At 46.6% G+C, this 22,232-nt stretch carries 21 protein-coding genes; 3 read left to right on the top strand and 18 right to left on the bottom strand.

What is annotated here, in order from left to right:
- Positions 1 to 65: 65 nt before the first annotated feature.
- Positions 66 to 932: a peptide chain release factor N(5)-glutamine methyltransferase gene (prmC, locus tag N6H06_RS01360; protein WP_062745008.1), complete on the bottom strand. Its 867-nt coding sequence runs from the start codon at positions 930 to 932 to the stop codon at positions 66 to 68.
- Positions 932 to 2,002, bottom strand: coding sequence for a peptide chain release factor 1 (gene prfA / locus N6H06_RS01355; protein WP_263705455.1), 1,071 nt, complete (start codon positions 2,000 to 2,002; stop codon positions 932 to 934). The genes prmC and prfA overlap by 1 nt, the downstream gene beginning before the upstream one ends.
- 176 nt (positions 2,003 to 2,178) lie before the next feature.
- On the opposite strand from prfA, the gene N6H06_RS01350 reads away from it, so the two are divergent.
- Complete coding sequence (locus tag N6H06_RS01350) at positions 2,179 to 3,498, top strand: FAD-dependent oxidoreductase (RefSeq protein WP_062745005.1); 1,320 nt, start codon at positions 2,179 to 2,181, stop codon at positions 3,496 to 3,498.
- 159 nt (positions 3,499 to 3,657) lie between these two features.
- On the opposite strand, the gene N6H06_RS01345 is transcribed toward N6H06_RS01350, so the two are convergent.
- From N6H06_RS01345 to N6H06_RS01305, 9 genes are all read right to left on the bottom strand, one after another.
- Positions 3,658 to 4,080, bottom strand: coding sequence for a hypothetical protein (locus N6H06_RS01345; RefSeq protein ID WP_062745003.1), 423 nt, complete (start codon positions 4,078 to 4,080; stop codon positions 3,658 to 3,660).
- A gap of 114 nt (positions 4,081 to 4,194) precedes the next feature.
- A complete protein-coding gene (locus tag N6H06_RS01340) occupies positions 4,195 to 4,773 on the bottom strand; it encodes a thymidine kinase (protein WP_062745001.1) in 579 nt (192 codons plus the stop codon).
- A gap of 60 nt (positions 4,774 to 4,833) precedes the next feature.
- A complete protein-coding gene (locus N6H06_RS01335; protein WP_011248712.1) occupies positions 4,834 to 5,076 on the bottom strand; it encodes a type B 50S ribosomal protein L31 in 243 nt (80 codons plus the stop codon).
- A 102-nt stretch (positions 5,077 to 5,178) separates the two neighbouring features.
- Positions 5,179 to 6,447: a transcription termination factor Rho gene (rho, locus tag N6H06_RS01330; RefSeq protein ID WP_011248713.1), complete on the bottom strand. Its 1,269-nt coding sequence runs from the start codon at positions 6,445 to 6,447 to the stop codon at positions 5,179 to 5,181.
- Between the two features lie 220 nt (positions 6,448 to 6,667).
- Entirely contained in the window at positions 6,668 to 7,633 is a 966-nt protein-coding gene (gene glpX / locus N6H06_RS01325; RefSeq protein ID WP_011248714.1) for a class II fructose-bisphosphatase, read from the bottom strand.
- Between the two features lie 33 nt (positions 7,634 to 7,666).
- The gene (locus N6H06_RS01320; protein WP_062744999.1) at positions 7,667 to 8,953 is read right to left on the bottom strand and encodes a UDP-N-acetylglucosamine 1-carboxyvinyltransferase; all 1,287 of its coding nucleotides are present in this window, start codon (positions 8,951 to 8,953) and stop codon (positions 7,667 to 7,669) included.
- 88 nt (positions 8,954 to 9,041) lie between these two features.
- The gene (fsa, locus tag N6H06_RS01315; protein ID WP_062744997.1) at positions 9,042 to 9,692 is read right to left on the bottom strand and encodes a fructose-6-phosphate aldolase; all 651 of its coding nucleotides are present in this window, start codon (positions 9,690 to 9,692) and stop codon (positions 9,042 to 9,044) included.
- 144 nt (positions 9,693 to 9,836) lie between these two features.
- Entirely contained in the window at positions 9,837 to 10,700 is an 864-nt protein-coding gene (gene fba / locus N6H06_RS01310; RefSeq protein WP_062744995.1) for a class II fructose-1,6-bisphosphate aldolase, read from the bottom strand.
- Between the two features lie 233 nt (positions 10,701 to 10,933).
- Complete coding sequence (locus tag N6H06_RS01305) at positions 10,934 to 11,296, bottom strand: response regulator (RefSeq protein ID WP_062744993.1); 363 nt, start codon at positions 11,294 to 11,296, stop codon at positions 10,934 to 10,936.
- A gap of 161 nt (positions 11,297 to 11,457) precedes the next feature.
- Between N6H06_RS01305 and N6H06_RS01300 the strand changes: the two genes are divergently transcribed.
- Positions 11,458 to 11,976, top strand: coding sequence for a DUF2529 domain-containing protein (locus N6H06_RS01300; RefSeq protein ID WP_062744991.1), 519 nt, complete (start codon positions 11,458 to 11,460; stop codon positions 11,974 to 11,976).
- A 147-nt stretch (positions 11,977 to 12,123) separates the two neighbouring features.
- Here the strand turns inward: N6H06_RS01300 and N6H06_RS01295 are convergent, their stop codons facing one another.
- From N6H06_RS01295 to N6H06_RS01265, 7 genes are all read right to left on the bottom strand, one after another.
- Positions 12,124 to 13,728, bottom strand: a complete 1,605-nt coding sequence (locus N6H06_RS01295; RefSeq protein WP_263705454.1) for a CTP synthase — start codon at positions 13,726 to 13,728, stop codon at positions 12,124 to 12,126.
- Between the two features lie 251 nt (positions 13,729 to 13,979).
- Complete coding sequence (gene rpoE / locus N6H06_RS01290) at positions 13,980 to 14,486, bottom strand: DNA-directed RNA polymerase subunit delta (protein ID WP_062746530.1); 507 nt, start codon at positions 14,484 to 14,486, stop codon at positions 13,980 to 13,982.
- 246 nt (positions 14,487 to 14,732) lie between these two features.
- Complete coding sequence (locus N6H06_RS01285; protein WP_212954576.1) at positions 14,733 to 15,359, bottom strand: TetR/AcrR family transcriptional regulator; 627 nt, start codon at positions 15,357 to 15,359, stop codon at positions 14,733 to 14,735.
- 69 nt (positions 15,360 to 15,428) lie between these two features.
- Positions 15,429 to 16,571 carry an acyl-CoA dehydrogenase gene (locus N6H06_RS01280; protein ID WP_062744985.1) on the bottom strand — a complete coding sequence of 381 codons (1,143 nt, stop codon included), beginning with the start codon at positions 16,569 to 16,571 and terminating at the stop codon, positions 15,429 to 15,431.
- Positions 16,564 to 17,415: a 3-hydroxybutyryl-CoA dehydrogenase gene (locus tag N6H06_RS01275; protein ID WP_062744983.1), complete on the bottom strand. Its 852-nt coding sequence runs from the start codon at positions 17,413 to 17,415 to the stop codon at positions 16,564 to 16,566. The genes N6H06_RS01280 and N6H06_RS01275 overlap by 8 nt, the downstream gene beginning before the upstream one ends.
- A complete protein-coding gene (locus tag N6H06_RS01270) occupies positions 17,412 to 18,596 on the bottom strand; it encodes an acetyl-CoA C-acetyltransferase (protein WP_263705453.1) in 1,185 nt (394 codons plus the stop codon). The genes N6H06_RS01275 and N6H06_RS01270 overlap by 4 nt, the downstream gene beginning before the upstream one ends.
- An 83-nt stretch (positions 18,597 to 18,679) precedes the next feature.
- Entirely contained in the window at positions 18,680 to 20,761 is a 2,082-nt protein-coding gene (locus tag N6H06_RS01265; protein WP_263705452.1) for a (Fe-S)-binding protein, read from the bottom strand.
- A gap of 185 nt (positions 20,762 to 20,946) precedes the next feature.
- Between N6H06_RS01265 and cls the strand changes: the two genes are divergently transcribed.
- Positions 20,947 to 22,143 carry a cardiolipin synthase gene (gene cls, locus N6H06_RS01260; RefSeq protein WP_263705451.1) on the top strand — a complete coding sequence of 399 codons (1,197 nt, stop codon included), beginning with the start codon at positions 20,947 to 20,949 and terminating at the stop codon, positions 22,141 to 22,143.
- Positions 22,144 to 22,232 lie beyond the last annotated feature (89 nt).

The raw sequence follows: 22,232 nt of genomic DNA, 5'->3' as shown, positions 1-22,232 counted from the left end.
TTACCAATGTTGGTCAGGAAAAGGCCGTTTTAAACAAAAAATCATTCGACAAAAACAGAAGATCGCTAATCGACATTGTGGCCTTGCCGTCCCAGATTGCCAGAAACAAACACAATCCGGTCTTTCCCGTTTATGTCATAGACAATGTTTATGTCAGCAAAGGGAAACGCGGCAGCAAACAACGCTTGAACTGCTTCGCCTTGGCCAGCGCCAATTTCGACTGCGACCAATGAGCGCGGATGGATGCAAGCGGGCACTTCTTCCGCCAGCCGCCGATAAAACATTAGCCCATCTTCTTCAGCAAACAGTGCCATTTCCGGTTCGAACTCACGCACATGGACCGCAAGGCTGTCCCGATCACGATAAGGAATGTAGGGCGGATTGGACACAATGACATCAAACACCGCTCCTGCTACTGGCGCTAGTAAATCGCCTTTGGCAAACGTTATCTCGGCACCGAATCGCTGGGCATTTTCCCGGGCAACATCTAACGCTTTCTCGGAAATATCAGTCGCGGTTACATGGCAATCGGGTCGCTCTAGCTTCAACGTAAGCGCAATCGCCCCACTGCCCGTGCCGACATCAAGGATGGCTTTGGGACCAGGCTTTAATTTATTAAGCACGAGCGCGACAAGCTCTTCTGTTTCTGGACGGGGAATAAGGACGTCGCCATTCACGAGAAACGTCCGCCCATAAAATTGTTCGTAGCCGATTACGTGCTGGACAGGAACCCCTGAAGCAATGACGGCCACATCTTGTTTAAATGCTTGCCAAACTGGTTCTGGAAGGGGGTCTCTTAAACTTGCCAATAGTTTGGCCCGTTCCATTTTCCCATGGTGCCGCAACAGCCATTCCCCTGCTGTAGGTTCAACTCCGTTTTCCTGCAAAAAAGACGAAGCCCAGCGAAGAGCTTCGTGAATCGTAATCGCCATTATTCCTCTGCCTTTTTCATTGCTTCTGATTGCTCGGCAACTACAAGAGCATCTATGATTTCATCAAGCTTGCCTTGCAAAACTTGCTCAAGTTTCTGCAGCGTTAAACCGATGCGGTGGTCCGTTACGCGGCTTTGAGGAAAATTATACGTACGGATCCGCTCTGAGCGGTCGCCTGTACCGACGGCAAGTTTGCGGGACTCAGCGTATTCTGCTTGTGCTTCTTGCTGAACTTTGTCAAAAATACGGGCGCGGAGGACTTTCATCGCTTTTTCTTTGTTTTTAATTTGCGATTTTTCATCTTGGCATGAAACAACTGTATTTGTCGGCAAATGGGTTAACCGAACGGCAGACATTGTCGTGTTGACACTTTGCCCTCCTGGACCGCTCGATGCAAATGTATCAACGCGAATATCTTTTTCGTGAATGTCAATTTCCACTTCTTCTGCCTCTGGCAGCACGGCCACTGTTGCCGTCGATGTATGGATGCGGCCGCCTGATTCCGTTTGCGGCACCCGTTGTACGCGATGGGCGCCATTTTCGTATTTAAGCTTTGAATAAGCGCCGCTGCCATTGACCATAAAGATAATTTCTTTGTAGCCGCCTAGCTCAGTCGCGTGGGCTTCAATGACTTCCGTTTTCCAGCCTTGCATTTCTGCATAGCGGTGGTACATTTTGTAAAGGTCAGCCGCAAAAAGCTGTGCCTCATCGCCGCCAGCAGCCCCGCGAATTTCGACGATTACGTTTTTGTCATCATTCGGGTCTTTTGGCAACAATAAAATCTTCAGGCGTTCTTCCAATTCGGCCTTTCGCTCGCTCAGCTCATCTAGCTCTTCTTTTACCATTTGGTACATGTCGTCATCGAGCTTTTCTTCGAGCATAGCTTTCGCATCTGCCAATTGTTCTGTTACTTGTTTATATTCTCGGTACGTTTGTACAGTTTCTTCTATTTGTGCTTGTTCTTTTGAGTATTCTCTTAATTTTTTTGCATTACTAATCACATTTGGATCGCTTAATTGCTCGTTTAAGTACTCATAACGATCTTCTACTGCTTGCAATCGTTCTAACACGACGTCACCTCATTCTTCATTGCGGCACTCCTTCCCCATTATAGTATACGCCTTCATTAACGGTCAATCTAGCTAAGGACAACGCGGTTTGTTCATTATGTTTGCGGGAATACTATTTGTACTTTGTTCAAAAGGCCGTTTTTATTAAACCTATGCACAGAAAAGGCGGGATTCATGTGAAATATATCATCATCGGCGGTGATGCAGCCGGAATGAGCGCAGCCATGCAGCTCGTTCGTAAAGATGCACAAGCCGATATTACTGTATTGGAAAAAGGCGAACATTATTCGTACGCCCAGTGTGGCTTGCCCTACTGGATCGGTGGGGAAATTGAATCGGATCGCAAACTTATCGCACGGGATGCTGACACGTATCGCCTTAAGCACGGCATCGACGCCCGTATTAACCATGAGGTAAAAGCGGTTGATACGGACCAAAAAACCGTATCTGGGGATGGTTTTTGCCTTCCTTACGACAAGCTGTTAATCGCCTCGGGAGCGAGTCCTGTCATTCCAGACTGGGAAAACCGCGATTTAAAAGGGATTTATACGTTAAAAACGATTCCAGATGCTAAAAAAATCGTTGCTGCCCTTGGTACGGAAAAGAAAACCGTAACCGTAATCGGCGGCGGTTCAATTGGGCTGGAAGTGGCTGAAAATCTCGCCAAAGCGAGCCACCATGTGAGGATTTTGGAACGGGCCAAGCGGCTGGCGATGAATTTTGACAAGGAAATGGCTGATTATATTCATGAAAAAGCGATTGATGAAGGGATTGAGCTTGAGTTAAACCACGAAATCATTGGCTTTAGCGGCAACAAAGACGGCCACGTCACTGGCATCCGTACCAACTTGACTGAATGTCCCACTGACATCGTCATTGTCGCTGTCGGCGTTCGCCCAAATACCGACTTTTTGCGAGATACCGATGTTCACCTCAACAACAACGGCGCCATTCGTGTAAACCGCTATATGGAAACAAACGTGCCTGACGTTTATGCAGCAGGCGATTGTGCAACGCAGTACCACCGTCTGATCAACAAAGATATGTATTACCCCCTTGGCACGCATGCCAATAAGCAAGGGCGGATCGCCGGCCTGAACATGTGCGGGCACCCCCGCGTCTTCATGGGTATTGTCGGCACGCAAATTTACCAGTTTTTTGACTTAGCACTCGCACGTACTGGTTTGTCTTCCCGTGAAATCGAGGAAATCGGCTATCCTTACAAGTGTGTGCAAGCCAAGCTTCCCCATGTTGCTGGCTATTACCCAACAAATGAAACGCTCCATATACGCCTTCAGTTCCATGCAGAAACAGGCATCGTCCTCGGCGGCCAGTTCATCGGGACAAAAGGCGTCGACAAACGCTGTGATGTCCTTGCGACCGCATTGTATCATGGCATGACGATGCAAGATCTTGAAGAACTTGATTTAGGCTATTCCCCTCCTTTTAACAGTGTATGGGACCCGTTGCAACAAACAGCTCGGCGCCGGCCATAAAAATCCAGGCTGATAGAAAACGCTTGTCAGACGAGGAGTGCGGCCGAGGGAAGATGCGAATAGAACGGGGGTTCATGAGCATATGAGTGAGGCAAACGACGAAGTATGCGAGCGTTTGTCTACAGTCTGAAGCGCAAAGCCAATGGCTTTGCGCTCCTTTTAACGGACATGGACTTGATAGCGAGGGATTTCTGCCTCAAATGCACGTTTGAGTTTCTCCATCCTCTTGCTCGTCTGTTCTTTGCTCCAGGATGGTGGCGGGTACGCTTTTACATAAACATCCCCGCCGTTGACAATCGCGGCGCCAGAACGGAATCCTTGGCTCTCAACAATGCCTTCCACTTGCGCGGCATCGTCGGCAAGCGTACGGTGAGGCACACTTGCGTCTCGATAGCTTGTGCCAATATTCGTTAAGCGCGGATCATACGTTTCGTGTTTCATATGCTCAAAATTAAGCGGTCCTGGACCAAAGGCGCCTTGTCCGTAATGTTTGTCATGCTGGATGTGCTGTGAGCTGAAATTGGCGTTTGAACATCCAGCGAGCAGAAGAGCCATTGCGATCCCTGCCGTTGCCGACTTCATCCGTCTCCCCCTTTGTGCAGCTTCTAAAAAGAAGCGTGCATCACTAGGGTCCCACGCCCACAAAAAGACATTCATTTTTTAGGCCGATTTTCATCTTGCTCTGCTAGGGCATGATTATACATTTAAAGGCGGGTGTTGGTGGCATTTGCGACAAACTGGATAATACGTTTCGTTGCCACCAATTTGAATTTGTTCTCCGTCATAAATTGGCTTGCCCTGCTCGTCTACACGCAAATTCATGATTGCTTTTTTATGGCAAAACCAGCAAATCGTTTTCATTTCTTCAATTTTATCTGCATACAGAAGCATGTATTTGCTTCCTTCAAATAATTCGTTGCGAAAATCATTTTTTAAGCCAAAACCCATTACCGGAATGTCCAATGTATCGACAATATTGGCCAGTTGGAGGACATGCGCTTTTGTTAGAAACTGCACTTCATCGATTAATACACAGTACGGCTTTTGTGGGCAGCTTTCAACATAGTCAAAAATATTCGTGTCATCGAAAACTGGCACCGCTCGGCGGCGAAGGCCGACACGGCTAGACACATAGCCGACTTCATCCCGTGTATCCATTCCTGATGTAAAAATCAAAACTGGCTTTTTTTGTTCCTCGTAATTGTTGGCCACTTTTAAAATCTCAATCGACTTTCCGCTGTTCATTGCACCATACTTAAAAAAAAGCTGTGCCATAAGCCCCTCCATAAAAAAACAGGCAAGAGACTCTTGCCTGATGATAACGCGTTTTTCTTATTAAAGATTGTATTTCTTTTTGAAGCGATCGACACGGCCACCTGCGTCGGCAAGTTTTTGCTTGCCTGTATAGAATGGGTGCGAATCCGAAGAAATTTCGACTTTAATCAATGGATACGTATTGCCGTCTTCCCATTCGATCGTTTCGCTAGAACCGCGAGTCGAACCAGTCAAAAATTTAAAGCCCGTGCTTGTATCCATAAATACAACTTTTTGGTAAGTTGGATGGATTTCTGGTTTCATGATTTCATCTCCTTTTGCCCTGAATCTCTTCGAAACAGAGTTCTCACATAATCGAAATTATATCAAGTCAACAGACCGTTTGCAACCTAAAGTTTGTCCCAGTCAATTCCGCTTTTTTCCTGCCATTTCCGATTCCATTGCCTCAAAGAATTCAATATTTGTTTTTGTTTCTTTGACGCGGCGGATGAACTGGTCTGTAAAATCAGCAGACTCATTCATTGTTTTGCGAATCGTCCATAATTTGTCCAACTGCGACTTCGGCATTAATAGCTCTTCTTTCCGCGTTCCTGAACGGCGGATGTCAATCGCTGGGAAAATACGGCGTTCAGCTAGGCGGCGGTCAAGGTGAAGTTCCATATTGCCTGTCCCTTTAAACTCTTCATAAATCACATCGTCCATCCTTGAACCCGTTTCAACAAGGGCAGTCGCTAATATCGTCAGGCTGCCGCCTTCCTCAATATTGCGCGCTGCGCCAAAGAAACGCTTCGGACGGTGAAACGCGGCAGGGTCTATGCCGCCTGAGAGCGTGCGGCCGCTCGGTGGAATGACAAGGTTATACGCCCGTGCCAACCGAGTAATCGAGTCCATGAGAATGACCACATCTTTTTTATGTTCGACTAAGCGCATTGCCCGTTCAAGGACAAGCTCCGCTACTTTAATATGGTTTTCTGGTACTTCATCAAACGTAGAACTTACCACCTCGCCATCAATGGAACGTTCCATATCGGTTACTTCTTCTGGGCGCTCATCAATTAGCAGTACGATTAATTCCACATGGGGATGCTTTTCGGCAATGCTATTTGCGACTTCTTTCATTAGAGAGGTTTTGCCTGCTTTGGGCGGGGCGACAATTAGGCCGCGTTGGCCAAATCCGACTGGCGAAACCATATCAATAATGCGTGAAGAAATTCGTCCCGGCTTTGACTCAAGGTCAATTTTTTGTTCAGGATAAAGAGGTGTGAGCGCAGGGAAGTGGGGACGTTCACGGGATGTCTCTGGGGCTTCTCCATTGACCGCCTCAACATGGAGCAAACCATGATAGCGCTCATTGTCCTTAGGAGGTCTGACCTTGCCAGAAACTTTGTCGCCATTACGCAAGTCAAACCGGCGGATTTGCGAAGCAGAAATATAAATGTCTTCTGTGCTCGGCAAATAATTGATTGGGCGTAAGAAACCAAAACCTTCGCTTTGGATAATTTCAAGGACCCCTTCCATAAACAAAAGCCCATCTTGTTCTGCTTGCCCTTTTAAAATAGCAAAAATTAATTCTCGTTTTGTTAGTTTGCTGTAATAAGAGACTTTAAACGCTTTTGCGTGTTCATATAATTCTTTCAACGTCATGCTCTCTAAATCAGCAATGTTTAAGCTCATATAAGGCCACCACACTTTTTTGTAAATAAAATAAGGCAGAAAGCGCCCGCCTATCATGCTGTTTTTGAATTCCACTACGATTGGATAAACATAAGGAAGGTCTATGGAGAGTACATCTTAAACAAGAAGGGATAAAGACTTGCTAAATCCTATTTTAACCATAGTTGCTGAAAATAATCAATCAAAAAAGGGAAGAATCGCGCCCTTCCCTTTTATATTGTTAGCGAATGACGAGTTTCGGCTTCTTTTTCATGCTATGAGTGCCGTCAACGAAGCGCACGGTTCCTGATTTTGCTCGCATGACTAACGATTGTGTAATCGCTTTTGTCCCTTTGTAGCGTACGCCTGTCAACAATTCACCGTCTGTTACACCCGTTGCCGCAAATATGCAATCATCGCCGCTCACCAAGTCTTCCATGCGGAACAGCTTGCTTGTATCCTCAATGCCCATTTGTTTGCAGCGCTCAAGCTCTACATCCGATTGGGGCAGGAGCCTTCCTTGAAAATCACCGCCAAGGCATTTCAGCCCTGCTGCTGCAAGGACACCTTCAGGGGCGCCGCCAGAACCCATTAGCAAATCGACGCCTGTGTCGTCAAAACCGGTATTAACAGCAGCCGCCACATCTCCATCAGGCAACAATTTGATTCTGGCCCCTGCTTCACGCACTTCATGAATGAGCTTTTCATGGCGCTTACGGTTTAAAATGACGACGACAAGGTCTTCTACGTCTTTGTTCTTAGCTTTGGCCACCGCTTTTAAATTATCGATTACCGGGGCATCAATATCGACGTTTCCAACAGCCTCTGGCCCTACTGCAAGCTTGTCCATATACATATCAGGCGCATGGAGCAAATGTCCATGGTCAGCGACAGCAAGAACGGCTAGTGCGTTCCATTGCCCGTATGCGACAATATTTGTCCCTTCTAAAGGATCGACGGCCACGTCCACACGTGGACCATAGCCGTTGCCGAGCTTTTCGCCAATATAAAGCATCGGCGCCTCATCCATTTCCCCTTCCCCAATCACGACTGTTCCTTTCATGGGGATTGTGTCAAACACATCGCGCATCGCTTCCGTAGCCGCACGGTCAGCTTCTTCTTTATTGCCAAGGCCCATCCAACGCCCAGAAGCTAACGCTGCTGCTTCAGTCACTCGGACAAGCTCCATTGATAAACTACGTTCCACTCTATCTCCCCCCACGTTTTGAGCAAAAAATCGTTAAGACTGTTTCACTTGCTCAAGCTCTTCCTCTGTCAGCTCTTCCCGCCATACTTTAGCACCTAGACTTGTCAACTTTGTTTCAAGATGTTCATAACCTCGGTCAATATGCTCAAGCCCCGATACTTCGGTGATGCCTTCAGCCATTAATCCGGCAATGACTAACGCAGCTCCGGCGCGCAAGTCGCTTGCCTTGACTTTCGCCCCTTGTAAAGGCGACTTTCCATTCACGATCGAGGAACGCCCTTCTACTTTAACGCTAGCCCCCATGCGTCTTAGCTCATCGACATGCTTAAAACGGGCATCATAAATCGTATCTGTCACAATGCTTGTGCCTTCTGCGCTCGTTAATAGGCTTGTAAACGGCTGCTGCAAATCAGTCGGAAAACCCGGATATACAAGTGTTTTTATATCAACACCTTTTTTGGCGTCCATGCCGTTAATGATCAACTGGTCATCGTACTCTTCGACAATCGTCCCCATTTCCCGCAATTTGGCCGTAACCGACTCAAGGTGTGTCGGGATCACATTGTCAATGTGGACACGCCGGCCCATAGCCGCGGCCATAATCATGTACGTACCTGCTTCAATCCGGTCAGGGATAATGGAGTGGCGGCATCCTTGCAAATGATCGACACCGTCAATTCGAATCACATTTGTCCCTGCCCCTTTGATTTTCGCTCCCATACTCGTAAGCAGCGTCGCCACATCAATAATCTCTGGTTCCTTTGCCGCGTTTTCAATAATTGTTCGGCCCTTCGCCCGAACGGCAGCAAGCATAATGTTAATTGTCGCCCCCACGCTGACGACGTCCAAATAAATTTTTGCGCCTTGAAGCTCATCAGCACGCAAATAGATCGCGCCTTGCTCATTCGTCACTTGTGCGCCAAGCGCCTCAAATCCTTTAATATGCTGATCAATCGGCCTTGGGCCTAAATTGCAGCCGCCCGGTAAGCCAATAACTGCTTTTTTGAATTTGCCGAGCATGGCGCCCATTAAGTAATACGAAGCCCGCAGCTTTTTTACTCTGCCATTAGGAAGCGGCATCGCTACCATCTTTTCCGGATGTATGGTCATTGTTTGATTGCCTAAATCAACGTCTCCGCCAATTTCGCCGAGAAGCTCTGCCAATAAATCCACATCTGAAATGGCTGGTAAGTTATCAATGACAACAGCGCTGTCTGCCAATATCGCCGCAGGTATAAGGGCAACAGCGCTGTTTTTAGCGCCGCTGATCGACACCGTGCCTTCTAATGTATGGCCGCCTTCAATCAAAAGCTTTTGCATTGCAATCCCTTCCTTTTTTACTGGATCAGACGCACACATCTTTCTTTATCCAGTATAGCCAGAGTCCGCTAAAAAAGTACGAGTTTCCTTATTTTTCGACATTTTGTTTGTTCCAATCTGCAAGAAACTTTTCAATTCCTTTGTCTGTAAGGGGATGCCCTGTCAATTGTTTAATGACGTTCAACGGAATAGTCGCAATATGAGCACCACGTTTTGCTGCTTCGCTCACATGGACAGGGTGGCGAACAGATGCAGCAATAATTTGTGTTGGCAGCCCATGAATTGAAAAGATATCCGCAATATCAGAGATTAACTGCAACCCATCGTGACCGATGTCGTCTAAACGCCCTAAAAATGGCGAAACATATGTAGCGCCAGCACGGGCAGCAAGCAAAGCTTGTGGCACTGAAAAGATCAATGTCACATTCGTTTTAATACCCAGTTCAGCGAACGCTTTAACCGCCTTCAAGCCGTCCACTGTCATTGGCACTTTAACAGTAATATTTTCAGAAATGGCCGCAAGCGTTTTTCCTTCTTCAATCATGCCTTCCGCATCCAAGGAGATGACTTCTGCGCTAACGCTTCCTGGTACAAGCTTTGCAATTTCGGCAATGCGCTCATGGAAATCGACGCCTTCCTTTGCGACAAGCGAAGGGTTTGTCGTTACTCCATCTAAAATACCAAGTTCATTTGCTTCCTTAATTTCATTTATATTTGCTGTATCTACGAAGAATTTCATCTTGGTAAAGCCTCCTTATAAAAAACGATCATACTCATTTTATGTGCTAAGTAGTGGATGATTTGGCTAGGTCATTATAAAAAAAACGGTTACAATCAAAAATGAGAATAAAAGCAGTCCCTGCGACTGCTTTTATTCGGATTGTTACGCTTTGTTCGAAGAACCAAATTCTCTCATCTTGCCAATGACAGTAGCTTTAATGGCGTCCCTAGCTGGGCCAAGGTATTTACGCGGATCGTACAGTTCCGGTTTGGCGTCAAGCGTTTCCCGGACTGCCTTGGCAGAAGCGATTTGGTTTTCCGTGTTGACGTTGATTTTGGCGTGGCCAAACTCAATCGCTTTCTGGATGTCTTTTGTTGGAATGCCTGTGCCACCGTGAAGGACAAGAGGAATGCCAACGAGGCTGTCAATTTTCTTCATATGGTCAAATCCAAGATTCGGTTCGCCTTTGTAAGGGCCGTGGACAGAGCCTAGTGCAGGCGCGAAGCAATCTACGCCCGTTGCTTCAACAAGCTCTTTACACTCTTCTGGGATTGCATAAGCAGCTTCTGCATCGTCGACAACCAAATCGTCTTCCTGGCCGCCAATCCGGCCAAGTTCTGCTTCAACAGATACGCCAAGGGCGTGGGCAACGTCAACTACTTTTTTCGTAAGGGCGATATTTTCTTCCAATGGGTAATGAGAACCGTCAATCATAACAGATGTAAAGCCAGCATGAATCGCTTCCACGCATTTTTCAAAGCTTGAACCGTGGTCAAGGTGAATAGCGACAGGCACTGTTACATTGTATTCTTCCATTAAATTCGTCGCCAATCCAACGACGGTTTTAAAACCGCCCATGTAACGAGCGGCCCCTTCAGATACACCGAGAATGACTGGTGATTTTTCCTCTTCTGCCGCCTGCAAAATTGCTTGCGTAAATTCTAGGTTGTTCACATTAAACTGCCCGACCGCATACTTTTCTGCTTTTGCTTTGTTAAGCATTTCTTTCATAGATACTAAAGGCATGGTTGTCCTCCTTAATTTCGTCTGCATAGGGGTGGTAGGTCATATAAAGCAATCTCTTTCTAAGCTAACCTCTTCCGGAAGAAGTTATGTATTCCGGCCAATAAAAACGGGCCAAAATCAAGCCCACGCCTATGCCGCAATCCTTAGGTCGCCTCCATTATAGCATAAGTTCTTTAAAATTGACTTAAGAAAGAAATGGTTTTTAAAAGTAAGCGATACCAATATATACGTTCTTAGGATTGGAGATTGTCCCGAATCGTTGCCCGGACTTCTTGAATGTCAAATGGTTTAGCCATGTAGCTCACCGCGCCATGATCCATCGCTTCGTTTACTAAATTTAGTTCCCCATATGCTGTCATCATAATGACTTTAATTCCTGGTTGCTTATCTTTTAGCTTCTTTAAAATTTCAATGCCATCCATTCCTGGAATTTTCATGTCCAGCAAGACAATGTCGATTTCCTCTTCCTCCTGAATTGCCAACGCTTCTTTCCCGCTCGCAGCTTGAAACATTTCGTATCCGTCTTTTTGCAATACTTCTGTCAGTAACACGCGTATGCCGAATTGATCGTCGACTATAAGCACTTTATGACTCATACTGTGCCCCCTTCATTGGTTTCTTAGGATTCTTCTTTTTCGTTATTCATTCGCGTTATTTCGCGCTTTTTCCTCTAATTTATTTGCAATCTGCGAAATCGGTCAATAAAATGAAAAACAAAAACGCGAAAAATGTATGCTCTAAAATAAGGAGGCCATTCATGCTGAAAATATTCTCCACACAGCTATTCGGCTTAATCAAATCAATCAATGAAACGCAAGAGGAACACCTTGAAGATGCGGGGCGCCTGCTTGCACAAGCCATTATCGCACAAGGGAACGTTTATATAAAGGGGTTCGCGGAATTGGAAGCGATCGAATCGGCTGCTTTTACAGGCTATGAAACAATGCCTGGGGCTGCCCCTTTTCCTAAAGAAGGCAATCTGTCTGGACAAGATCGGTGTCTCCTGTTTGCGCCGAGCCTGGACCACAAGGGCATGCAAACAACTCTCAAAGCCTGCGAACAAGCTGGAATTGGAGCCGTTGTCGTTTCCTCACGACACGCCTCCAGCACAACAAGCCTTGCTCCGCCTCATTTGTTTCTTGATACTGGCGTCAAAGGAGGACTAGTGCCTGATGAAACCGGAGAACGCATCGGCCATCCAGGGGTCATTGCCGCCCTTTACGTGTACCATGGGCTAACATTCGTTATCCACGACATTCTTGAGGAATACCGCTGATTCACGCAGCTCGATAAAAAAGAGGATTGGCCATGTGGCCAATCCTCAAATTGTAGACAAACGCTCTCGTATATGCTAGCAATTTCCTTGCTCACCACGCTTTGGTGTTGCATTTTCACTCTCCACCTAACAACATCAGTTAGACGATTAGGCTTGTGCTTCAAGCGCGTTACGCACGAATTCACGGAAGAGTGGTTGCGGACGAGTCGGACGGGAAACGAATTCCGGATGGAATTGGCTCGCAACAAAGAACGGATGATCCGTCACCTCGATCACTTCTACCAAACGTCCGTCAGGGCTTGTCCCTGAAAAGACGAAACCAGCTTTCTCCATTTGTTCCCGGTATTCATTGTTAAATTCATAACGGTGGCGATGGCGCTCGTAAACGACTTCCTCGCCATACGCTGCACGGGCTGCAGTACCTTCTTGGAGTTTGCAAGGGTACAGCCCTAAACGAAGTGTTCCGCCCAAGTCTTCAACGTCTTTTTGTTCTGGCAGCAAATCAATGATTGGGTAAAGCGTTTGTGGATTTAATTCAGCAGAGTTGGCCCCTTCTAAACCAAGAACCGTACGTGCAAACTCCACCGAAGCAAGCTGCATGCCAAGGCAAATGCCGAGAAACGGAACTTTATTTTCCCGGGCATAACGAATCGCGGAAATTTTTCCTTCAATGCCACGATCACCAAATCCGCCTGGTACAAGAATGCCGTCTGCTTTGTTTAATAGCTCATCGACATTTTCATCATTCACTTGCTCCGCATACACCCAATCAATGTCAATATCGGCATCAACATGATAGCCTGCATGGCGCAATGCCTCGGCAACAGACAAGTAGGCATCTTGAAGCTCAACGTATTTTCCGACAATTGCAATCCGTACTTTTTCAGAAAGATTGCTTACCCGGTTAACAAGTTCTTTCCACTCCGTCATGTTTGCCTCAGGACAGTTTAGCTGCAAATGGTCGCACACAATTTGGTCAAGATTTTGCGCTTGCAAATCAAGGGGCACTTGATAAAGTGTGTCGGCATCTCTTGCTTCGATGACAGCTTCCTTTTTGATGTCGCAAAATAATGCAATTTTGTCCTTCATATCTTGTGGCACTTTCCGCTCTGTACGAACGACAATGACATTCGGTTGAATCCCAAGAGAACGTAATTCTTTGACCGAGTGCTGCGTCGGCTTTGACTTCATTTCCCCGGCTGCTTTCAAGTAAGGAATCAACGTACAATGCAAATACAAGACATTTTCCATACCGACGTCGCTTTTAATTTGGCGGATCGCTTCTAAGAAAGGCAGACTTTCAATATCGCCAACGGTGCCGCCTATTTCGGTAATTACAACGTCCGCCCCTGTTTCCCGTCCAGCCCGGAAAACACGCTCTTTAATTTCATTGGTGACATGAGGAATAACTTGAACCGTTCCGCCAAGATAATCGCCACGGCGTTCTTTTTTCAAAACAGTCGAATACACGCGCCCTGTTGTAATGTTTGAATTCTGACTTAAATTAATATCAATAAAGCGCTCATAATGGCCTAGATCGAGGTCCGTCTCGGCACCGTCGTCTGTAACAAACACTTCCCCGTGCTGGTAAGGGCTCATCGTCCCAGGGTCGACGTTAATGTATGGGTCAAATTTCTGGATTGTCACTTTTAAGCCGCGGTTTTTCAAAAGCCGGCCAAGTGACGCTGCCGTAATCCCTTTTCCAAGTGATGATACGACTCCGCCTGTCACAAATATATACTTCGCTGCCATATTGACTCCTCCTTTGAATTTGTCAGGGGATGCTTACGACGTCTGCTCTTCTGTCGCCTTTTCAGCAAGCAAGTAATAACCACTTAGAAGATGCAACGCTCCGTTTTGATTTATCATAAAAAAAACAAAAGCGGCACCTCACCCAGCATGGCTGGGGCGCCCCTTTTGTTTGTATTCATGTTCATTATCTACGCTCATGTGAAGCCCAAAAATGATTTTACCGAGAACAGATCAAGAAGTCAAGTCTACTATTAATCTTCTTCTTCAAGCGTTTCGCCTTCATCCTCATCAAATCCTGGCAGCGCATCGTCTTTATCGTCAAAGTCATCACGTTCGCCATCCTGGTCTTCTTCATCAGCCAACTCGTCCAGTTCATCTTCCAAGTCTTCAAACTCATCCTCTTCAAGCTCGTCGACAAGGTCATATTCTTCCTCCCCGTCGTCCTCGCCTGATTTGCGACGTTTGGCTGGCTTAGCAGAGTGTGTGATTTCCTCTTCCGCTTGTTCATGGGGATACCAAGAGCGCAAACCCCACGTGTTATCGCCAAGCGTTAAAAAGCGCCCGTCCAGGTTTAAATCTGTATATAAGAATGAAATCCGCTCATCCATTTCCGTTTCTGACATTCCTTTTAGCTTAGCGACTTCTTCAAGCAGATCATAAAAGTTAAAAGGCTGCCGCTTGTTCGCCATTACAATAAAGGCGGCTTCTACCATTGACATTTCGTTCAACTCTTCTTTTGTCAAGGATTGCAAATCCACCAAAGTCTACACGTCCTTTCCACATTTACCCAATTTAATCACGCTACTTTTATTGTAAGCCATTCGTAGTTAAAATCATACGTCCCATTATAAACATATTTCCCTGTTAATGCTAGCGCCAATCTTATGGATAGAAGAAGAATAGAGCAAATGGAGGCGGCACAGAATGAACGAGTAAAAGCCGCCACGTTTATGATGGCGGCATCAGACTGTAGGCAAACGCTCGCATACGTCGCGCGTCGTGCCCTACTGCTTGACAAGATAAGCGCCGAGAAGTTGCTTCATTTGCTGATTTGTATAAGCCTCAATCGATTGGTCTTTTTGCACAGCCCAGCGCCTGAACGTCCACATCTGCCCCATTACTAAAATGTTATGGGAAAGTTGGCGGCTTTCATTTTCGGAAATGGCAAGTTCGCCTTCGTTTACGCATTCAGCAATGAGTTCCTTCATAATTTCGACCATTTCCAGCTCTTTTTTTAGTACGTAAGGCAATGTTTCTTTTGGCAAGGACTTTGTTTCTTGATACATCACAAGCACTTCTTCCTGCATGTCATCAACGACGGCAAAATAAGCGCGGATTGCTGTAATCAAACGTTCTAGCGCCGTTCCAGTTGTATGAAGCTGCGTGCGGACACGTTCTGTTACTTCATCATAAATGGCATCACACACAAGGTAAAGAACGTCTTCCTTCGTGCCGATGTATTCATACAACGTGCCGATGCTAAAGCCCGACTCCTTGGCAATTTCCCTTGTCGTTGTCCGGTGAAACCCTTTTGCGATAAAGAGGCGGACAGCGCCTTTAATAATTTGTTCGCGTCTTTTTTTGATTAACTGCTGGTCTTTTACCATTGATGGCACAAATTTTTTGGACATATTAAACCTACTCCCCGGTGCATACTCGTCTTCCTCCTATCATACCATCTGCCCTTCCTGAGAACTAGGCTACTTTTCGAATTGCCTAGCTATAACCATTTGCTGGATCTCGCTTGTTCCTTCGTAAATTTCACAAGCCTTGGCATCTCGAAAATAACGTTCTACTGGATACTCCTTCATATAACCGTAGCCGCCAAAGACTTGAACAGCTTTTGTCGCTACATCCATAGCTGTCCGCGAAGCAAATAGCTTTGCCATTGACGCTTCTTTCGCGCATGGCGTTCCTGCTTCTTTAAGTCGGGCCGCTGCATAGGTTAATTGCTTTGCCGCCTCTGTTTCTGTAGCCATATCTGCCAATTTGAACGCTAAGCCTTGATGGTTAAGGAGCTTTTTGCCAAATTGTTTCCGTTCATTGGCATATGTGCAAGCCGCATCAAGGGCCGCCTCAGCGATGCCAAGCGCTTGGGCTGCAATGCCGATTCGTCCTGCATTTAGGTTGCTCAGGGCAATTTTTAGCCCTTGCCCCTCTTCGCCAAGCATTTGCGTTTGTGGAATCTCACAATCCTCAAAAATGATCTCAGTCGTTGTCGAACCTGCCAAGCCGAGCTTCCGTTCTTTTTTGCCGACAATTAAGCCCGGGGTGCCGGCTTCAACGATGAAACAAGAAATGCCTTTAGCGCCCTTGTCAGCATCGGTGACAGCAAAGACAAGGTATGTGTCTGCTTCACCGCCGTTCGTAATAAATACTTTCGAACCATTAAGCACATACATTTCACCTTTTTTGACTGCACGTGTTTGCAGCGCCCTCGCATCACTCCCTGCATTTGGTTCAGTCAAACAAAAAGCACCAATCGCTTCCGCTGTAGCAAGTTTCGGAACATACGCCTGTTTTTGCGTTTCTGTCCCGTAAGCTACAATCGGCATTGTTCCTACGGATGTGTGGACGCTCATAATTAAGCCAATTGCTGCACTAACTTTAGATACTTCATGTACAGCTATAATATAAGAAACAAAGTCCATCCCCGTGCCGCCAAATTCCTCAGGTACAGGAACACCCATTAGCCCAAGCTCCCCCATTTGCCTGAGTACATCCCGTGGAAACAATTGCGACTCTTCCATTTCTTCGACGACCGGGGCAATCACGTCATTGGAGAATTCACGTACCATCTTCTGCATCATTTGCTGTTCTTCCGAGAACAGAAGGCTATTCATACACGAAAAACCCCCTTTTCGTTTTTCTGCCTAGCCAGCCCGCCTGCACATATTGACGTAACAATGGACAAGGCCGGTATTTGCTGTCGCCGAAGCCTTGGTGGAGTACTTCCATAATCGCCAAACATGTATCAAGGCCGATAAAATCAGCAAGTGTAAGCGGGCCCATCGGATGGTTCATGCCAAGTTTCATCACAGTATCAATGTCTTCTGCAGAAGCAACGCCTTCATATAAGGTGTATATCGCTTCGTTAATCATCGGCATTAAAATACGGTTTGCAATAAACCCTGGATAATCTTGCGAAGTGACAGCGACTTTCTCTAATGTTTCTGTAAGTGCTAGCACTTGTTGATAGACGGCGTCTGATGTTTGCAAGCCGCGGATAATTTCCACTAGCTTCATGCGCGGCACGGGATTCATAAAATGCATGCCAATAACATGCTCAGGCCTTTTCGTAACGCTTGCCAATTCAGTGATCGGCAATGAAGAAGTATTGCTGGCAAGAATCGCCCCTTCTCGGGCATGAGCGTCTGCACGCTTAAATAGGTGTTTTTTCGTTTCCATGTTTTCAGTTGCTGCTTCAATGACCAAATCGGCATCGGCACATGCAGCGATATCGGCAATTGGTTTGATTCGCGTTAGTGCCTGTTGTACATCTTGTTCTTCGGCATATCCCTTTGCCGCCAAACGTTCGAGCCTTTGCTTGATGCCAGCTTTTCCTTTTTCGGCCAGTTCAAGCTCCCGGTCATGCATGAGTACGTTAAACCCTTTTGCAGCAAAGACTTCGGCAATGCCAGCTCCCATTTGCCCAGCGCCAATGACCATCATCGTTTTCATGCTCATTCCCCTTTCACATGCAGCAATACAGCATCCCCTTGGCCGCCGCCGCTGCAAATCGAAGCTATCCCATAACCGCCGCCGCTGCGCTTCAATTCGTATGCAAGCGTTAGCAAGATTCGAGCGCCACTTGCGCCAATTGGGTGCCCATAAGCAACAGCACCGCCGTTGACATTGACTTTCTCTTCATCTAATCCAGCTATCTGATTGCTTGCTAAAGCCACTGCTGCAAACGCCTCATTGATTTCGAATCGGTTTATATCAGCAACGGTTAACTTTGCTTTTTCCAATAACTCGCTTATAACAAGGCCCGGTGTTTTCGGAAAGTCCCATGGTTCGACTGCAAGCCGGTGATGGGCTTCAATGGTTGCCAAAATCGGCCTGCCTTGTTTTTCTGCTTGGGCCGCTTCCATCAACAGCAAGGCACAGGCACCGTCATTGACGCCTGGCGCATTGCCTGCCGTAATCGTTCCCTCTTTCCCAAAAACCGGCTTGAGTTGAGCAAGGCTGTCAACGGTCGTTCCTTTGCGTGGCGCCTCGTCTTGACTGACGAGAACGGTCTCCCCTTTTCTGCCTTTTACCGAAACGGAAACAATCTCCTCATTAATGATACCGCTTTCAATCGCTGCGATAGCACGCTCTTGACTCCTAGCAGCCCAGCGATCCTGTTCCTCGCGGCTAATGCCTAGTTCGTTTGCCGTCTTATTTCCATACACGCCCATATGCACATCGTTAAACGAACAGGTCAGTCCATCATAAATCATTCCATCAAGCAAAGTCGTATCGCCCATTCGCGCCCCAAATCGCGCTTTCTTCATATAATAAGGGGCATTCGACATCGACTCCATTCCCCCGGCGAGAACCGTGCTTGCTTCGCCTGCGCGAATAGATAAGTCGCCAAGCGTGACCGCCCTCATGCCAGAAGCGCAGACTTTGTTGATCGTTTCGGTTTTCGCACGCCACGGAATGCCGGCAGCATGTGCTGCTTGCCTCGACGGAAGCTGACCAGCCCCTGCCTGTAACACTTGCCCCATAATGACTTCATCAACCGCTTCAGCATTTACTTGCGCCCGTTTCAATGCGTCTTCTAACACAATGCCGCCAAGTTCAGATGCCTTTAATGACGATAGCACGCCTCCCATTTTTCCAATTGGCGTCCTCGCTCCACTAACAATTGCCGTTTTCATTCTATTCACCCTCCTGAGCGAACGCTCGCTCATTTTTATTTTTGAACAAGATTTGCTTTCGCTCCTCTTGTTCGTTTTTATCATTAAATAGCCCGCTCCAATAATTCTGCCACATCAAGTGTGAGTACTTGGTCTTCTTTTTCAAGGGACTTTGTGCCGTCGCTAAGCATCGTCAAACAATATGGGCAGGCGCTGCCAATGACCGATGGTGCAACAGCAAGCGCTTGCTCCGTGCGAGCGACATTTACACGTTGCCCTTTGTCATCTTCCATCCACATCATCCCTCCGCCTGCACCGCAACACATGCCTGATTCACGATTGCGTTCCATTTCAACAATACGTACGCCAGGAATTTGTTTTAGAATTTCCCGTGGCGGATCGTAGATATCATTGTAACGGCCTAAATAACACGAATCGTGAAAGACAACGGTTTCATTGACTTCTTTCGTCGGCGTCAATTTATTTTCCTGCAACAATTTGGCAAGAAGTTCGGTATGATGATAAATTTCGACACCGTCCAAGCCGAATTCTGGGTATTCATTCTTGAATGTATTGTATGCGTGAGGATCAATCGTTACGATTTTTTTGACATCATGTTTTTTAAACAGCTCAATGTTAGCGCTTGCAAGTTCTTGGAACAAAAATTCGTTTCCAAGGCGCCTCGGTGTATCGCCTGAATTTTTCTCCTTATTGCCAATGATTGCAAAAGAAACACCGGCCACATTTAATAATTTTGCAAAAGACTGGGCAATCTTCTGGCTGCGGTTGTCATAGGCACCCATTGAACCAGCAAAGAACAGATACTCAAACGACTCGCCTTTTTTGCTTAATTCTTTTACGGTCGGCACTTCAATATCATCACGGCCGTCACGCCAGTTTTCCCGTTCTTTTCGACTAATGCCCCACGGATTTCCTTGGCGTTCAATGTTTTGCATCGCTCGCTGTGCTTCAGGGTCCATTTTCCCTTCTGTTAGCACAAGATAACGGCGCAAGTCGATGATTTTGTCAACGTGTTCATTCATGACTGGACATTGATCTTCACAATTCCGGCATGTCGTACACGCCCAAATCTCCTCTTCAGTAATGACATCGCCAATCAAGCGCACATTGTAACCAGCCGCTGCTTCTTGGGCGCTTTCAGTTGCCAGTGTATTTGCGCGTGTATTCGCAAAAGCATACGCAGGCATCCATGGCGTCCTTGATGTGATCGCCGCCCCTTTTTCGGTTAAATGGTCACGCATGCGCAACAACAAGTCCATTGGCGACAGCATTTTCCCAGTACCTGTCGCAGGGCACATATTGGTGCAGCGCCCGCATTCCACACAGGCGTACAAATCAAGCAACTGCTTTTGATTGAAATCTTCAATTTTGCCAACGCCAAATTGTTCGGCATCTTCCTGTTCAAAGTCTATTTTTGCAAGGCGCCCGACTTTGTGTGTACGCCCTAAAAAGACATTGGCCGGTCCTGCGATTAAATGGGCATGTTTAGACTGCGGCACATAAACAAGGAAGCTTAATAAAAACAACAAATGCGCCCACCAACATACGAAAAATAAACTAGCAGCCGCGCCTGAAGGAAGCCAGCTTGCCAAAAACGCTACCGCTGAAGCAAGGGGCTCAAACGCTGTCAAGCTTTTGCCATGCCACACGATTTCAAACCCTTTTGCCAGCGTCTTTGATACCATTAAGCCGCCGATAAATATAAGGACGAGCCCTGCCTTCCAGCCTCGCTTTAAGCGGACGAGCTTTTCCATATACCGCCTGTAAAAAGCCCACGCAACCGCCACCAAAATCATCGCAACGATGATTTCCTGAAACAAAGTGAAATACGGGTAAAGAGCGCCAAAAGGCAAATGGCTGCCAGGGTTTAACCCTTTCCAAATCAGGTCAATCGCCCCGATTTGCACGAACAAAAAACCATAAAAGAACATGAAATGGATGATGCCGCTTTTTTTGTCTTTCATAAGCTTCTTATGCCCAAATGCATTGACCCAAACGGCCTTAAGCCGTTCCTTCATGGTTTTATCAAATTCTGCTTTTTTGCCAAGCTGAATAAAACGGATGCGTGTGACGACAAGGGAAGCAAACAAATAAATAGCGTAACCGGTTACAAAAATGAACAATATCCAATTTGCTACAAGCAATCCCGTACTAATACCGCCCATTAAGACCCCTCCTTCGTATATTCTATTTAAGCTGTTGTGCGTAAAACCACTTTACCGCCTATTCTTAAGCGTAGTATAACACAATCTTTGTGAATGAGCATTCAGTCAGAACAAATTTTTTTCTTTTGCATGGCCGCCTTAATTCAGGAAAAGCTATAGGCAATACTTGTTGCCAGGAGGTCTTTATGAACATCCTCTTTACGATTCTCGCCTTAGTGGTTGTTATTGGCGTTTGGCTTTATTTCGATTACAAACTGGGCCTTAGAGCACTGCGGAAGAAGTCGCAAGCCACTTCAACAGGCCCTCTTGCAAGTAAAATTGAATTGATCACAAATGGAGAAGATTTTATCGATAAGCTTCTTGACGACATTCGTAAGGCAAATAAACACATTCACATTCAGTTTTATATTTTTCGCGATGATTATATCGGAAAGCGGATTGTGGACACACTGATCGCTAAGGCGGAGGCGGGGACAGACATTCGTTTGCTAATCGACCAATTTGGCTGCAAGCTTCGACGTGGGACGAAAAAACAGTTACGGGCTGCCGGGGTTGATGTGGCAATGGCAGCGAAAGTGCGCGGCCCGTGGTTTTTCTTTTCCTTAAACCGCCGTAACCACCGCAAGCTTGCTGTCATTGACGGTCATACAAGCTACTTAGGCGGCTTTAATATCGGCGATGAATATTTAGGGCGCAATCCCTTTTTTGGCTTTTGGCGTGATTTTCATGTCCGTATAACAGGGGAAGGCAGCAGTGCCATCCAAGCACAATTTTTAGCTGACTTTGAAGCAGCGACTGGCAAACACATGGAACGAAAATCATTTTTCCCAGACTTACAAGCAGGCAGCCAAACATTGCAGTTTATAAGCACACAAGGGACGGAGTTTGAACAAACACTGCTTTTGCTTATCCACAGCGCCAAAAACAGCTTAATTATCGGCAGCCCTTATTTTATCCCAACACGGGCCGTGATGGATGCCATCATTGAAGTGGCGCAAAGAGGCGTCTCCGTTTCCTTAATTCTCCCTGAAAAAGCGGACCATCCCCTTGTTCAACACGGTGCTACTCCTTATGTGATCGAAGCGCTACAGGCAGGCGTTCTCGTCTATCACTATTATCGGGGATTTTACCATGTTAAAGCCGTTGTAGCCGATCAATCTGTATGTTTAGTGGGGACGCCGAATATCGATAAACGCAGTTTTCATTTAAACGATGAAATGTCCTGCTTAACCCATGACCAGACATTTATTGAAACAGTCCTCGCTGTACTCCAAGCCGATATGCAAGCTTCAATGAGCATTACGATAGAGCAGCTCCAGAAGCGCCCACTCCTCGACCGTGTGAAAGAAGTTACCGCAGCTCCCCTTTCGCCGTTGCTGTAATCGCTGGTAGGGCGCGCCGAAGCTAGGCACCAAAATTAACTAAAAAATGGCTCCAACCACAAAAACTTATGGTTGGAGCCATATGTTCG

The sequence above is a fragment of the Shouchella tritolerans genome, assembly GCF_025770735.1.
In the GTDB taxonomy this organism is placed as follows: domain Bacteria; phylum Bacillota; class Bacilli; order Bacillales; family Bacillaceae_D; genus Shouchella; species Shouchella tritolerans.
The sequence above is the reverse complement of the archived record's forward strand: the minus strand, read 5'-3'. Positions and strand labels throughout refer to the sequence as shown.

What these genes read in the sequence shown, in the direction of transcription:
- rho (WP_011248713.1), bottom strand. Translation starts at nt 6,447, where the DNA reads ATGAGCTTAAACATTGCTGATTTAGAGAGCATGACGTTGAAAGAATTA.
- cls (WP_263705451.1), top strand. Translation starts at nt 20,947, where the DNA reads ATGAACATCCTCTTTACGATTCTCGCCTTAGTGGTTGTTATTGGCGTT.
- N6H06_RS01265 (WP_263705452.1), bottom strand. Translation starts at nt 20,761, where the DNA reads ATGGGCGGTATTAGTACGGGATTGCTTGTAGCAAATTGGATATTGTTC.
- N6H06_RS01345 (WP_062745003.1), bottom strand. Translation starts at nt 4,080, where the DNA reads ATGAAGTCGGCAACGGCAGGGATCGCAATGGCTCTTCTGCTCGCTGGA.
- N6H06_RS01305 (WP_062744993.1), bottom strand. Translation starts at nt 11,296, where the DNA reads ATGAGTCATAAAGTGCTTATAGTCGACGATCAATTCGGCATACGCGTG.
- N6H06_RS01340 (WP_062745001.1), bottom strand. Translation starts at nt 4,773, where the DNA reads ATGGCACAGCTTTTTTTTAAGTATGGTGCAATGAACAGCGGAAAGTCG.
- N6H06_RS01295 (WP_263705454.1), bottom strand. Translation starts at nt 13,728, where the DNA reads ATGGCAGCGAAGTATATATTTGTGACAGGCGGAGTCGTATCATCACTT.
- fsa (WP_062744997.1), bottom strand. Translation starts at nt 9,692, where the DNA reads ATGAAATTCTTCGTAGATACAGCAAATATAAATGAAATTAAGGAAGCA.
- prmC (WP_062745008.1), bottom strand. Translation starts at nt 932, where the DNA reads ATGGCGATTACGATTCACGAAGCTCTTCGCTGGGCTTCGTCTTTTTTG.
- fba (WP_062744995.1), bottom strand. Translation starts at nt 10,700, where the DNA reads ATGCCTTTAGTATCTATGAAAGAAATGCTTAACAAAGCAAAAGCAGAA.
- N6H06_RS01280 (WP_062744985.1), bottom strand. Translation starts at nt 16,571, where the DNA reads ATGAATAGCCTTCTGTTCTCGGAAGAACAGCAAATGATGCAGAAGATG.
- N6H06_RS01285 (WP_212954576.1), bottom strand. Translation starts at nt 15,359, where the DNA reads ATGTCCAAAAAATTTGTGCCATCAATGGTAAAAGACCAGCAGTTAATC.
- N6H06_RS01300 (WP_062744991.1), top strand. Translation starts at nt 11,458, where the DNA reads ATGCTGAAAATATTCTCCACACAGCTATTCGGCTTAATCAAATCAATC.
- N6H06_RS01320 (WP_062744999.1), bottom strand. Translation starts at nt 8,953, where the DNA reads ATGCAAAAGCTTTTGATTGAAGGCGGCCATACATTAGAAGGCACGGTG.
- N6H06_RS01270 (WP_263705453.1), bottom strand. Translation starts at nt 18,596, where the DNA reads ATGAAAACGGCAATTGTTAGTGGAGCGAGGACGCCAATTGGAAAAATG.
- N6H06_RS01275 (WP_062744983.1), bottom strand. Translation starts at nt 17,415, where the DNA reads ATGAGCATGAAAACGATGATGGTCATTGGCGCTGGGCAAATGGGAGCT.
- N6H06_RS01335 (WP_011248712.1), bottom strand. Translation starts at nt 5,076, where the DNA reads ATGAAACCAGAAATCCATCCAACTTACCAAAAAGTTGTATTTATGGAT.